The 13,072-nt window shown below is 61.3% G+C and carries 9 protein-coding genes; 3 read left to right on the plus strand and 6 right to left on the minus strand.

Annotation, left to right across the window (positions count from 1 at the left end):
* Positions 1–61 precede the first annotated feature (61 nt).
* Both AXK11_RS06780 and AXK11_RS06785 read right to left on the minus strand, forming a co-directional pair.
* Complete coding sequence (locus AXK11_RS06780) at positions 62–1,096, minus strand: IS630 family transposase (protein ID WP_439328924.1); 1,035 nt, start codon at positions 1,094–1,096, stop codon at positions 62–64.
* Between the two features lie 438 nt (positions 1,097–1,534).
* The gene (locus AXK11_RS06785) at positions 1,535–2,965 is read right to left on the minus strand and encodes an MFS transporter (protein WP_068630595.1); all 1,431 of its coding nucleotides are present in this window, start codon (positions 2,963–2,965) and stop codon (positions 1,535–1,537) included.
* A gap of 7 nt (positions 2,966–2,972) precedes the next feature.
* On the opposite strand from AXK11_RS06785, the gene AXK11_RS09820 reads away from it, so the two are divergent.
* The gene (locus tag AXK11_RS09820) at positions 2,973–3,272 is read left to right on the plus strand and encodes a hypothetical protein (RefSeq protein WP_156469245.1); all 300 of its coding nucleotides are present in this window, start codon (positions 2,973–2,975) and stop codon (positions 3,270–3,272) included.
* Positions 3,273–3,488: 216 nt separating this feature from the next.
* Here the strand turns inward: AXK11_RS09820 and AXK11_RS06790 are convergent, their stop codons facing one another.
* Positions 3,489–4,898, minus strand: a complete 1,410-nt coding sequence (locus AXK11_RS06790; protein WP_068630597.1) for an RsmB/NOP family class I SAM-dependent RNA methyltransferase — start codon at positions 4,896–4,898, stop codon at positions 3,489–3,491.
* A gap of 79 nt (positions 4,899–4,977) precedes the next feature.
* Here AXK11_RS06790 and greA point away from each other — a divergent pair, with 79 nt between their 5' ends.
* Both greA and AXK11_RS06800 read left to right on the plus strand, forming a co-directional pair.
* A complete protein-coding gene (gene greA / locus AXK11_RS06795) occupies positions 4,978–6,825 on the plus strand; it encodes a transcription elongation factor GreA (protein ID WP_068630599.1) in 1,848 nt (615 codons plus the stop codon).
* Positions 6,826–7,055: 230 nt separating this feature from the next.
* Positions 7,056–8,006, plus strand: coding sequence for an ArsR/SmtB family transcription factor (locus AXK11_RS06800; protein WP_068630601.1), 951 nt, complete (start codon positions 7,056–7,058; stop codon positions 8,004–8,006).
* 72 nt (positions 8,007–8,078) lie between these two features.
* Here the strand turns inward: AXK11_RS06800 and AXK11_RS06805 are convergent, their stop codons facing one another.
* The 3 genes from AXK11_RS06805 to AXK11_RS06815 all read right to left on the minus strand — a co-directional run bounded on the left by AXK11_RS06805 (position 8,079) and on the right by AXK11_RS06815 (position 12,751).
* Complete coding sequence (locus AXK11_RS06805) at positions 8,079–10,880, minus strand: TonB-dependent siderophore receptor (protein ID WP_197456834.1); 2,802 nt, start codon at positions 10,878–10,880, stop codon at positions 8,079–8,081.
* A gap of 172 nt (positions 10,881–11,052) precedes the next feature.
* Positions 11,053–12,171 (minus strand): FecR family protein, encoded by a 1,119-nt coding sequence (locus tag AXK11_RS06810; protein ID WP_068630605.1) that lies wholly within the window; start codon positions 12,169–12,171, stop codon positions 11,053–11,055.
* Positions 12,164–12,751 carry an RNA polymerase sigma factor gene (locus AXK11_RS06815; RefSeq protein WP_068630607.1) on the minus strand — a complete coding sequence of 196 codons (588 nt, stop codon included), beginning with the start codon at positions 12,749–12,751 and terminating at the stop codon, positions 12,164–12,166. Before AXK11_RS06815 ends, AXK11_RS06810 begins: the two co-directional genes overlap by 8 nt.
* Positions 12,752–13,072: the final 321 nt, after the last annotated feature.

Consider the following 13,072-nt stretch of genomic DNA (forward strand, 5'->3'; position numbering starts at 1 on the left):
CTGCCGTTCAATTTGCGATTTTGGGCGTGCGCTGCGCGCCCGCCCAAAATCGCAAATTTACTCATAAGTCAGAAATATATGAGACATTTGGGTGGTTGAAGAATGATCTGACGAGGTTGGGGTTGGCTTTGATTTGGGTCAGTTGTGTATGGACGCGCTCGGCCAGTTTTTGTCCGGTGCGCAATGGGCTGCGAGCCAAGCCAGTACGTTTGGCATAGCTCCAGACCAGCTCATCGGGGCCCAGGTCGGGCGCGTAGCCTGGCAGAAAATGCAGGGTCAGTTTGCCCTGGAGTTCATCGACATAGCTGCGGGCGGCGGCGGTCTTGTGCGCGGGCAGGTTATCGAGCACCAGGTGCACGGGGCGCTTTGCGCCTTCCATCATCTTGCGCAGCAGTTGGACAAAACGCTCCGCGTTCAAACTGCCCTGATAGGTGCTGAACCAAAACCCGCCTTTGCTGTTAACTGCCGAGGCCGCACTGACGGTCTGGCGCTGTCCGGGAACCCGCACTACCGGGGTTTTCCCCTTGGCCGCCCAGGTCTTGCCATGAACCGAATCGGCCCGAAATCCCGATTCATCCCAGAAGTAAATATCGGCCTTTTGCTGCCTAGCTCCGCGGGCAATCGCAGGGTAGATCTGTTGCTGCCAGCGAGCCACGGCGACCTGATCGCGTTGATAGGCTCGCTGTAGGGGCTTTTGAGCGCTCAACCCAAGTCGGGCCAACAGCGTCCCGATACTGGCCAGACTCAAGCGCACTTTGAATTCTCGCTCAACCAGTGCCTGCACCACCGCGCGTGTCCACAAGGCAAAATCAAACTCATACTGCCGGGGATTGTGACCATTGAGCCAAGTGAACACCTGGCGCTCCTGCCTCGCTGTCAGCTTGCGGGGCCGCCCCGTCCCCTTGCTCGAACGCAAAGCCCGAACCCCTCGGCCACGCCCTCGGGCCTTCGCTAAAACCCGGTACGCCCAACTGCGGTGAAAACCAAACGAGGCGGCAACAGCACTCGCGGACTCCCCCTCACGCATCCGCGACAAGCCAACCAACCGCATCTCCTCCAACGCTGAGTGTGAAACACTCCGTCCATCTCTTTTCATAATCACCACCATATAGCACATAACTCAAAACACGTCTCCCATATTCCTGACTTCTGTGTAAAGGTATCCCTCCTGTCGCGTTGCGAGGGGCGTAGCCCCGTTCTATTTTGCGAGCCGCTCGTTGGCGGCTCGTCAGGCATCTAGCTCAGGCCCGGATGAAAGCGAAAACCCGTTGGGGCGGATTTTTGGGTTCACGAGTTGATCTTCTACCCGAGCTTAGATCAGTCAGCACCTTACCCGTGAATTGCTTCACCTCGGCCCAATGGGTTTCTGGCTTCATTCGCCGTCTTGGCCCCTCCTGTCGCGACGCGACAGGGTGCGAAATTTGGGAATCGTGCTTCGTCGCGTAGCGACGGGGCCGATTCCCAAATTCAATGGATGTGGCGACCCGCCACCGCTGCCCGCGCAGGGCCGCCTCCTCGCCCCTCAGGCGCTTGCTCAGGCGTTTTTGATCGGACGTGGCAGCGCGATTGCCATCAGCCACGGGGCGAGCGTTACGAGCGCGACGAGCAGGTAGGTCGCCGTCGCGCCCTGCCACCAGTAGCAGAAGCATGCGACCAGCGGCCCGAGAGCGCGCGCCAGCGAGCCGAGCGAGCGGTAAACGCCGAGCACGAGCCCTTGCTTCTCGGCAGGGCTGTAGAGCGAGACGAGTGCAGAGACCGTGGGGTTGATGAAGCCCGAGCCCATGCCCGCCAGTGCGAGCCCGAGGTAGAGCGCGGGCACTGTCGTCACCGTCCCCATCAACGTGATCCCCGCACACACGGCGAGCAGCCCGCAGATCAGTACGGCCTTTTCGCCAAACTTGGGCACCGCCCGCCGGACGATCAGCCCTTGGGTGAAGATCAAGACAAGCCCGAGGAAGACGAAGATCTTGAACATATCGGTCGGCGCGTAGCCGAACCGCTCGGTCGCCAAAAACGGCAGCGAAAACTCCATCCCGCTAAACGCCAGGCTGAAGACGAAGTGCAGCCAGTTCGTCCGCCGTGCGGGCCCGCGCTCCAGCTCCATGAGGGCGCCGATGGGGGAGCGCACGCGCGCGGGTACTTCGCCGCGCTTGGCGGGGTTGAGCGTTTCGCGAAACTTGAGCGCGATCCACACGAGGTTGATGAGGCTGAAGCCGAGCGCGAGCAGCGCGGGTAGCGAAAACGGATTTACGGCAAAGTGCAGCAGGCCGGCCCCCACCGTTGCGGTGCCTTCGGCGGCGCCGCTCACGATTCCGGCAGCATCTGCCGCGCTCGCCAGGTTGGCCGCCGCCCCCGCGCTCAAATCGTAAAATGCCGCGATGCTGCCGACCGCCGGCCCGAACAAAAAGCCGAGTCCGAAGGCCACGCCCACGATGCCCATGCCCTTGGCGCGGTTTTCGCGCGTCGTCACGTCGGCGACCGCAGCCGTCGCCACCGAGAGGTTTCCCGCAAAGCCGCCGCCCAGCAACCGGGCAAAAATGAAGAGCAGGAAGCTCCCGCTAAAAAACCACAACAGGTAGCTCAGCGCCGTCCCCGAGACGGTGATCAGCAGCACGCGCCGCCGCCCGATCCGGTCGGAGAGGCTGCCCCAAACCGGCGAGAAAACGAACTGCAACAGCGCGTAGAGCGAGCCCAGCACTCCGCCGAAAAGCACGGCGCGATAGTTGCCCGCCGATCCCGCGAAGGCAGCGAAGCGGTCAATCGCCCCGAGCAGCGCGCCGAGCACTCCGTGGTTTCCCTCCAGCGCGAAGTAGTGATCGAGGATCGCCGGAAACAACGGGAAGATGATCGTGAAGCCCAGCAGATCGATGAAGATCGTTAAAAAAATAACCCCCAGCGAGAGTGGGGGTGTGAGCTGAGGAGCGGGGGGGCTGGAGTCTGATTGAGCGGAGGAAGGCGCGAGCACGGCAGCCGTGAGCGAAGGCGATCAACCGACGCGCTTCCAGCGTTTTTTGGAATGCGCTGTGGAGCACAGCGACGGCAGTCCACTGCGCGTGGGGCGGTGGCGGGTCGCCACTTCCATTCAATTTGCGATTTTGCGCGTGCGCTGCGCGCCCGAACAAAATCGCAAATTTAAGGAGCCTCCCCCTGTCGCGTTGCGACAGGAAGTGGGGCATCAAATGCGAATGGAGCGTGAACCCATTGGGGTGGATTTTTGGGTTCACGAGTTGATCTTCTACCCGAGCTTAGATCGGGCAGCACCTTACCCATGAATTGTTTCACCTCGGCCAAATGGGTTTCCGCTCCATCCGCGATTCAGGCTCCTTCCCAGTCGCAACGCGACTGGGGGATAGTCCGTTAAATTTGCGATTTTGGGCGGGCGCGCAGCGCACGCGCAAAATCGCAAATTAAATGGCAGTGAGCACTGCCCACCGCCGCCCGCGTAGGGCAGTCTCAGACCGCTTCATTATGCGCGCGGCCTACAGCGCTTACGGCTCGCGTTTTTTCCTCAAGCGAAACACGCCCGCGCCATCGTGGCCGCTCTCCCAAGGGTAGCTCATCGCGCTGTGCTCCAGTGCAAAAGCGCTGCCTCCGGCGCGGCTCTGCATAAACGCGCGGACGACCGCCTCGTTTTCATCCGCATCGATGCTGCACGTGGAGTACACGAGCCGCCCGCCCGGGGCGACGAAGCGGGCCGCCGCGTGCAGGAGCGAGAGCTGCTGCTGGGCGTGCTTGCGAAAGTCGCGCTCTTGCAGTCGCCACCTGGCATCGATCCGGCGGCGCATGACGCCTGTATTGCTGCATGGCGCATCGAGCAGCACCGCATCGTAAGCGAGCGGCAGCCCGTGCTCGCGCAGCGCGGCTCGCGCATCGGTGAGCAAGTCGGCCTGCACAAGCGCAACCTGGCTGGCACCCTTGATCGTGGAGAGATTTTCCTTGAGCCGATCAATCCGCGCACCGGGCAAGTCGAGCGCGACGAGTTGAGCAAGGCCGGGGGCAGCCGTCGTATCTGCCGCGAAGAGAGCCTTGCCACCGGGTGCCGCGCAGAGGTCGAGGAGTGACTCGCCCGCCCGAAGCTCAAGCGCTTCGACGGCCAGCCGCGTACTCGGATCCTGCACGTAGGCCGCGCCCGACTTGAGCAAGGGCTCAAGCTCCGCCCAGTGTCCCGAGTCAGCCTCGTAAAAGCCCGCCCACCCGCTCGGGCGCAAAAACTCCGGTGGCGGGGCAGCGCTATCCGCAGAGCCCGCAGGAGTGCGGCCCGCCGCATCGTTCGCAGCAAAGTTTTGCCGCCAGCGCACAAACACTCGCGCGGACTCCTGGTTCCACTCCAGCAAGCGGCGCGTGGGCTCCGCGCCAAACTGCAAGAGCCAGCGGCGCACCAACCACTCGGGGTGCGAGAAATAGGTCGCGAGCAGCTCCGGCCCGGCCAGGCGCGGCGGCGCAGGACGCGCCATCAGCGGCGCCAGCTTGCGCACCACGGCGTTTACCAGCCGCGCCTCGGCAGGGCTCGCGAGCCGCTTGGCCTGCTCGACCGCGTGGTGCACGATCTTGGCTGTCTGGCCGGTAAATGCGGCCTCGGCTGCGGCCGTGTCATCCGCACCCGCAGCACTCGCTGTGGCAGCGGCTTCGATCAACTCGTAGCCCGCCAGAAGCAGGACGGCGCGCGTCGAAAATCGCGGCGAGTGCGCGATCAATTGATCCAGCGCGGCCTGTATACGCCCGAAGTGGCGCACCACGCCGTACACCCAATATTGGCAGCGCGAACGCTCGATGGGAGACAGCCCGGCGGGCACTGCGGCGAGCAGCGAATCGACCCGCTCGCGCTGCTCCAGCCACCGCGTAATTAAACGCATGGCACTCGCCCAAGCTCCTTTTTCCAAGCGATTTACGTTACTCATGGGTTATTTGATACACTATTTGACAAGCGCGACCATTCTAAGCTGAACTAAATCCTCTTTGTCTCCCTGACACGCAATCATGAATCCCGAAGCCGTCTCCGCGCTAATAGCCAAGAACCCGACCCTTAAGGCCGCGAAAGCCAAACTGGAGGCCATGACGCCCGGTGCCTACTGCGTCCACCGCAGTTGGGGCTTCGGTCAAATCAAGAGCTACGACGAGGCTGCGCAGCGCCTCGTGATCGACTTTAAGGACAAGCCCGGGCACCTCATGGATCCGGCTTTTTGCGTGACCACGATGGAGGTGCTGCCCAGCAACCACCTGCTCGTTCGCAAGGAAACTGACGGTGCAAAAATCGCCGAGCTCATCGCTGAAAACCCCGCGCAACTGCTCGTCGAAGCGCTCGAGTCCTACCCCAACCACGCGGCCACCGCGATCGAGATCGAGATCGTGCTAACCCAGGTCGTCGGCCCCGAGAAATTCAAAAAATGGTGGTCAGCCGCCAAGAAGCTGATCGCCAAAGACCCGCGCATCACGATCCCCGAAAAGAAGACCGAGTGTTACATCCTGCGCGAGAAACCGATCTCCGCCGAAGACGAGATTCTGGAGCAATTTAAGGCCACGCGCAGCGCGCGCCGCCGCATCGCGCTCGCCGTCGAGCTGCTCGACACCGCCAACAAAAAAGAGCTGAAAGCCGAGCTCGGCGAGATCCTCCAAGGCGTGACCGAGGCCGTGCGCGACAGTAACCAGCTCAGCAAAGCCGAGCGGCTCCACGGCGCCGCCGTGCGCGACGACCTCGCCAAACTCCTCGGCCACTCCGGCGAGCTGGAGCCCACCCAGGCCGCACTGATCGCCGATGCGCGTGACCTGCCCTCCATCGCCGAGACGATCCCCGTCCAGTTTCAGCGCCGCTTCCTCAACCTCGTCCAGGAAACGCACCCGATCGAGGCGCGCGACATCCTCTTCAACCTGCTCAAAGTCTCCCAGGGCAAGTTCACCACCGAGTGCATCAACTTCCTCGTCGAGCACGACCACGGCGCCGAGCTCGCCGCCGCACTCCAACGCTGGCAAACCGAGCAAAACCTCCGCGCCCCCGTCCTGCTCTGGATCGTCAAAAACCGCCACTCCAAGAAGTTTGCCAAGCTCCTCAACGACCTGATCACCCCGCGGTTGCTCAGCGCGATCTTCTTCGCGATCGACTACGAGGCGCTCCAGTCCTCGACCGTCCGCCGCATCCCGCTCGCCGATATTTTGAGCGACGACAGCGAGCTCATCGCCGACCTGCTCTCGACCGCCGACCCCGAGACCGCGCGCGACCTCGCCAACACCCTGCTGCTCAACCAGGGCTTTGAGGAGCTCACGAAAAAATCGCTGCTCGCGCGCTTCATCAAGATCTTCCCCAACATCCAGTCCATCGTCGCCACCGAGTCCGAGGGCAGGGACGAGCAGCTACTCGTCTCGCGTGCCAGCCACGACCGCAAACGCGAGGAATACGAGACCATCATTTCCAAAAAAATCCCCGAGAACTCCAAGGCCATCGCCGCCGCCCGCGAGCACGGCGACCTGAAGGAGAACTCCGAGTACAAGATGGCCAAGCAAGACCAGTCCGTGCTCATGGCGCAAAAGGCCCTGCTTGAGCGCGAACTCGCGCGCGCCCAGATCACCGACTTCAGCGAAGCCTCCACCACCCAGGTCAGCGTGGGCTCAGTCGTCGAAGTCAAAAGCGCCAGCACCGGCCAAAGTACCCGCTACACGCTCCTCGGTGCCTGGGACGGCGAGCCGGAGAAAAACATCATCTCCTACAAAACCGCCCTCGGTGCCGCCCTGATCGGCAAAAAGCCCGGCGACTCCGTCACCATCAAGATCGGCAATAACGAGGAGACCTACACCATCGGGAACATCCTGCGCTACGCCGATACGGCCGCCTAAATCCACGCTTGCGTAAACGAAGCCCTCTTCACCGAGGGCTTCTTGCTTTGCCCCCTCCGGCAGCGAGTGCACACATTCGCCGAAGCGGCAGCAACCGCGCAAACCACACGGCGGCAACTGCGCGCGGCCTTCGCTTTAATGAGCCACCCGCGCCGCTCACAAGAGATCGCCAGCAGTGGCAAGAACGGCGTGGGCTTCTGCGTCCGCCCAGTTTTTAAAAGGCCCAGCCCATGCTCAAACTCATCTCCGACCCCACCCGCCTGCGCCTCCTCGCCCTCCTCCTGCGCGAAGAACTCTCCGTCGCCGAGCTCCAGGACGTGCTCGACATGGGCCAGTCGCGCATCTCCTCGCAACTCGCACTCCTGCGCCAGGCGGGCATCGTCCACGACCGCCGCGAAGGGAAAAAAGCATTCTACTCGCTGCGCCCCAGCCTCAAGAAAGTTCAGCTCGACCTCCTCCATGCCGCCCTTGCGGCAGTCGAAGGCAACATGCCCGAGCTGGAGCGCGACACCGGCAGCCTTGAACGCATCCTCCAAAAACGCCGCCACAGCCAGGAGCAGTATTTTAACCGGGTCGCGGGCCGCTTCGACAAAAACTACGCGCCCGGCCGCTCCTGGAAAGCGATTGGCCAACTCGCACTGCGGCTCACCCCGAAAATCACCATCGCCGACCTCGGCGCAGGCGAAGGGTTGATCTCCCAGCTCCTCGCCCGCCGGGCCAGTCAGGTCTGGTGCATCGACAACTCACCCCGCATGGTCGAAGCGGGCACCGAGCTCGCGCAGAAAAACGGGCTCGATAACCTCAGCTACAAACTCGGCGACATAGAAGACATCCCCCTGCCCGACTGCTGCGTGGATCTCGCCATCCTCTCGCAAGCGCTTCACCACGCCTCGCACCCGCAGACCGCCCTTGCCGAAGCTCACCGCATCCTCAAACCCGGCGGCCAGCTCCTCATCCTCGACCTCAAAGAACACCACTTTGAAAAAGCGCGCGAACTCTACGCCGACCTCTGGCTCGGATTTAGCGAAAACACCCTGCACAGCTTTTTGAAGCAAGCGGGCTTCACCCGGGTCGAAGTCTCCACCGTCGACACCGAGCCCCACGAACCCCACTTCACTACCCTGCTCGCCAGCGCCCACCGCCCCAGCTCTCACGAGAATGCCAGTTCCCGCACCGAGTGAAAGCAATTGGAGTGCCCCAGCAGTAACAAGCAGAGCCGAGGCCCTGCTTGTCCGGCCAAGACAGACTTCCGATCAGAAGGTATAGGTCGTTGTAAGTCGTATATTACGTCCGGGATACGGGGTCACATCATTACGACCAGTTGAGGACCAAAGCGTCTTCTTGTTAGTGAGGTTATCCACATTGAGCTGAAACCTCAGCGAACCGTAGTCATAGCTCGCCCCAGCACTATAGATCGTCCGTTCGGGTACGTAGAAACTGATCTGTGCTAGCACTCCAAGGGGGGTATACTGAATGGCTGGAGTTTCTCCCGCAGACTTGCTCACGTGGTTAAAGCCAGCAAATACACTCATCCCTTTCGCAAAGCCTCGGGAAAAATCGTATTTAAGCAGCCCGTTTAGCAAAGTATCAGGTGTCCCTATTCGAGGGTGCCCGGTAGGCTCCCGCAGCTTCATATCTGTATAGCTAGCTATCACAGTAAGATTGGGAGTAATTCCGCCTACTATATCTAGCTCAAATCCCTTATTGGTAACATCCAAAAGAAAATATTCAGTCAAAGTGTCATCGAAAAAGTAGAGTGGGTTCTGCGTGATAACTCGATCTTGCTTAAGGTCAAAATATGCCCCCGTGATTGAAAGTCGCCCCGCGAAGAACTCTAGTTTCATGCCAACCTCGTCCTGCTCGCCCTTTTGCCAAAACACCTCGTTATTAGCCACTCCAGCATCGGCGTTTTCAGAGTGACTAAAATATACCGCAACCTGAGGAAGTACTTTTACCAAAGCTGCATAGAAGGGCGTATTATGTGAAGCCCTCAACTTGCTGCCCGTGCTTCCCGTCAACATATCGATCCAATCAGGACGATTGACCCAAATGCGCGAAACTCCACCATTTAACAATACGCGCTTTTGGAAGAGACCCAGTTGACTCGTTCCATAAACTTGAGTCTTTGTCGTGCGCGGCCCCACCCAGTGCCTCCATAAACTATCGATTTTCTCAGGTCGCCCCGGCTGGTCGGTGGGATAAGGTCCAGTATTGTAATCAAAATCCAGAAGTGCACCCGGCTCGCTCTCCCAGTTATATAACTTATCATAAGCACGGCCACGCACACCACCAACCACCACTTGCAGTGTAGCGACTGCATCGCGACCCGTACCTCCAAATTCAAAATTACCTGCCAAGTCTGCCTGATAATGCATTTCGTTAGCATAATGATGCTGGAGCTGGGCAGTCCGCGGTGCCACATGGGGCGGATACTCAAGAACGGGAGTAGAAACGTACGGATTGGTTACTTCATCATAAGGCATCGCACTATCCTGTAAACCCCAGAGCTGCTCCGGAGTGAAAACACCCGTCATCGGATTATAACGCTCACTATTTGGAAATCCGTTGGGATGAGTCTTCCATCGTGACGGTAGTTCACGCCAATCGACACCGCCATTCTCCGAATGCAGGTATTGACGTAGTGCCGCAAGGCGCATACTCAGACGGTCGCTTAACGCAGTCGTAAACTCCAGCGTACCGCGACGTATATGAACATCGCGCAAGTCATTATCATATCCTCCATTGGCCCCATCGTAAACAAAACCAGGCATGATTGAATCGACCGTAGCCGTCTGCCCATTCACCACATCGGACCGCAAACGCAACCGAGATGGATACGCGGATGGCCCTTCATTTTTCCAGTTAATAAAAAAACCTTTAAGCTTGAGCTGAGCCTTTGGAGAAATCGCCCAAGTGAGCTGAGGGTTCAGGCTCTTGCTCAAAATCTTCCCTGGTATGAAAGAATGCGCATCTTGGTAGCCCGCGATCAGCCTATAGGAAAAGCGCTTCGTACCCGGCAGAGGGCCAGTAGCATCGTAACTTATGCGATTGCCAAAATACTCATCCACCAACTCTAGCCGTACCGTCTGTGAACGCTCAAATGACGGCGATTTAGTAAGCGCGTTGGCGAAGCCACCGGGAGCCCCATTTGGAGCAAGCACAGCATTAGGTCCCTTGGTAATTTCTACACGATCCAGGAGCAACGGATCCAAGGTCGCCTGGAACGAGTTCATCGTCACAAAGTTATCAATCGCCGTCCCCCAAATACCGAATCCGCGGATCGTATGAGCATCCGAGCGGCCACCCGCACCTGAGAGATGACTGTTCCCCACCCCTGAGACGTACTGAGTGGCATCAATCACGGAGGCAGCACCTATATCTTTTATAAAGTCGCTGGTGACGACGTTGATCGTCGCCGGGGTATCAATGAGTGCCTGGCGAATCCGGGCGCCCGACATTGAGTCGGTGGCCCGGTAGGTATTGGCCCGCTCGGAAGAAACGTCGAAGATGGGGAGCCGCACGAGCTCTTCGTCCTCGTCCACTGTGGAGCTCGGAGCGAAGGGCTGGGCGAGAATGAGCGGAGCCGCCATCAGGAAACCAAGCAGCCCCAGCAGGGGGTGGCGGGTTTGGCTAAGGGAGGAGCGTTTCATTGGGGTCGGGGGTTGGGGGTTATGGCTGGTGATGATGACTACCCCTGAGTCCTCGCTCGCTGTGGCGTGCAGGCCCGTGCCTTCCAGCATTTGCCCGAGCGCCAGCAGAGGGGGGAAACTCCCATACACGGCTCGGGTTTTGATGCGGGCGGCGATCCGCGAGGGGAAGACGAGCTCCAGGCCCGACTGCTCCGAAAATCGCGCCAGGGCACGCTCGGCTCGCTGCGCGGGAATGGCGAAACGCTGCCGCAGCAGTCGCTCCGGTTCGCCGCGCGAGTGAACGGGCAAGCCCACCATCAACACCACACCCAAGTACAGTTTCAGGATTTCGCGCAGCCCGAAACGCCAGCGAAACGTGGCGCAACGCGCAGCCGTGCGAAATCTGGAGACAGTGCCCGGGGTCAAAGCGCATGGGGGATCAGGGGTACAAGTACCGGCGCGGCGAAGTCGCCTGCCGGTACTCACCATTGCTGACGCGGTGCTGCGCCAAATCCCTGCAAAGCATTTTCCCCAAAGCCTCATCCGCTCACATTTCGCCCCCGTGGCCCGAAGCACGCATCCGGTACATCCGCGCACGTCAGCGGCGACTGACCACGACCTCGGAGTCCCCGCGCTCTTCTATCCGCAGGTCAAAATTACGGCGCAGCATTTCGAGCAGGGCGGCGCTGCGATCCGCCCGCAGAGTCCCGCTGATGCGCAGCTCGGCGAGCTCGGGATCCGCCAGCACGATACGGCGCGCGGCATAACGGTTAAACTCGGGCAGGAGCTCACCCAGCCGAGCGCGCGAAAACTCCAGTCGCGGCACGCGCCAGCCCAACTTGGCCTCCCACTCGGCGGGGGCGATGGGCTGCACCTCGAGCTGCGGTGCACCGGTAGCGATTTGCACCCGCACCCGCTCCCCTGCGGCCAGCATCACATGGCGAGTGGGCGCGACAAACGCCCCAGCAGCGCGCGAGGAATCGGGAGTCGGCGCAGCGGTGCCGTGCTCCCCACTACCAGGCTCCGAATCCGGCGCAGAACGCGCAGGCCCACTGAGCAAGGCTTCCCTATCCTCACTCACCGAGACGCGCCCCTCGGTCACGAGCACCTCGACCGACTCTTGCGAGAGATCGACGCAGAAGGCCGTGCCCACCGCGCGAATCGACAGCCCTTGAGCGACGACCTCAAAAGGGCGGCCCGCATCGGGCACCACTGCAAAGTGCGCCGTGCCACTCCGGAGCAGCACACGCCTCACCGAATCGGTAAACTCGGGCACGAGCTCGGCCCCTTCGCGCAACTCCACAAGCGAACCGTCGGGCAAGTGCTGCCGCTCGTTTGAGCTCACAATCGCCACACGGCCCGCAGGCTCAGCCTCTTCGCCCGATAAATCCGCCGCACGCGCATCCGCGGCGCGGGGCACTCCTTGCTCAGCGGTAGCCGCCGCGAGAGCAGGCGGCGCAGTGGCCAAGGCGTCGCGCCGCAGAGCGAGTGCGTCCGACACGCGCACCGCCACGAGCGCGATGGCAAAGGCCGCTGCCAGCGTGCAGGCGGCGCCGATCAGCCGGCGCTTCCGGCGCCGCCGTGCGAGCGAAAGCGTGCGCAAGGCATCGAGCACCTCATCTGCCGCGCCCTCGCGCTGCGCCCAATCAAGCGCGCTGTGTGGACGACGGGGCGGCACGCCCAGCGGCGCCGGTGTCGAGGAGTCGGAGTCATTCATGGCCGTCGTAGTAGTGGTGAATGCCAAGGCCGCGCAGTCGCGCCTCAATCCGTTTGATCCCGCGAGCAAGCTGCGACTCGACAGTTTTCTCGGAAAGCCCGAGCCGCTGGGCCACTTCGCGTTGGGGGATGAGGCGGAGCTTGCGCAGGACAACGACCTCGCGACAGCGGGCAGGCAACGCGTCAATCGCCTCCGCGAGAAGTCGCGCCTTTTCCTCCCGACTGACAGTCGCAGCCGCGGCTTCCTGCGCCACCGAGATCGCAGAACTCAGCACTGCATCGCAGTCCTCTACGGCCTCGGCGGGCGAGGCCTTGCTGCGGCGCAGCACATCAATTGCCCGATTTCGCGCGACCTGAAACAGGAAGCCCCGGGCCGAGCGGATCGGCCGCTTCGCCCACGCCAGCCAGACGCGCAACAGCGAATCCTGTACCACGTCGTCCACCTCGCCACGCACCGAGGGAAAGGCATTACTCAAGTAACCGCGCAGGGCCGCCGCATGGGGCTGGACTTCATCGTTAAACCAGTGGGTCTGATCGGAAGGGGGCTCAGTTTGAGGCGGCGGGGTAGAGTTCGGGGGCATGGGGAGTTGGGGCCCCGCGAAGCTAATACAGTGCCCTTCTAAATCAAGGCGCAGTGTGCCGGACTCATTCGCCACTACGCGTGGGGCGGCAGGCGGTGCCTGCACCCATTTACTGTGCGGCTTGCGGGTTGTGCGTTCCGCACAACCCGCAAGCGGCACAGTAGAAAGGGCCCGTCCATTAATCGGTGATTCACCGGCAAATCGCTTCATCTCGCCCAAATGGGTATACGCTTCATTCGCGTTCTGGGCTCCTCTCCCTGTCGCAACGCGACAGGGGGGAGCGAAATTTGCGATTTTGTTCGGGCGCGCAGCGCACGCGCA

Source organism: Cephaloticoccus primus (assembly GCF_001580015.1).
Taxonomy (GTDB): Bacteria; Verrucomicrobiota; Verrucomicrobiia; order Opitutales; family Opitutaceae; genus Cephaloticoccus; species Cephaloticoccus primus.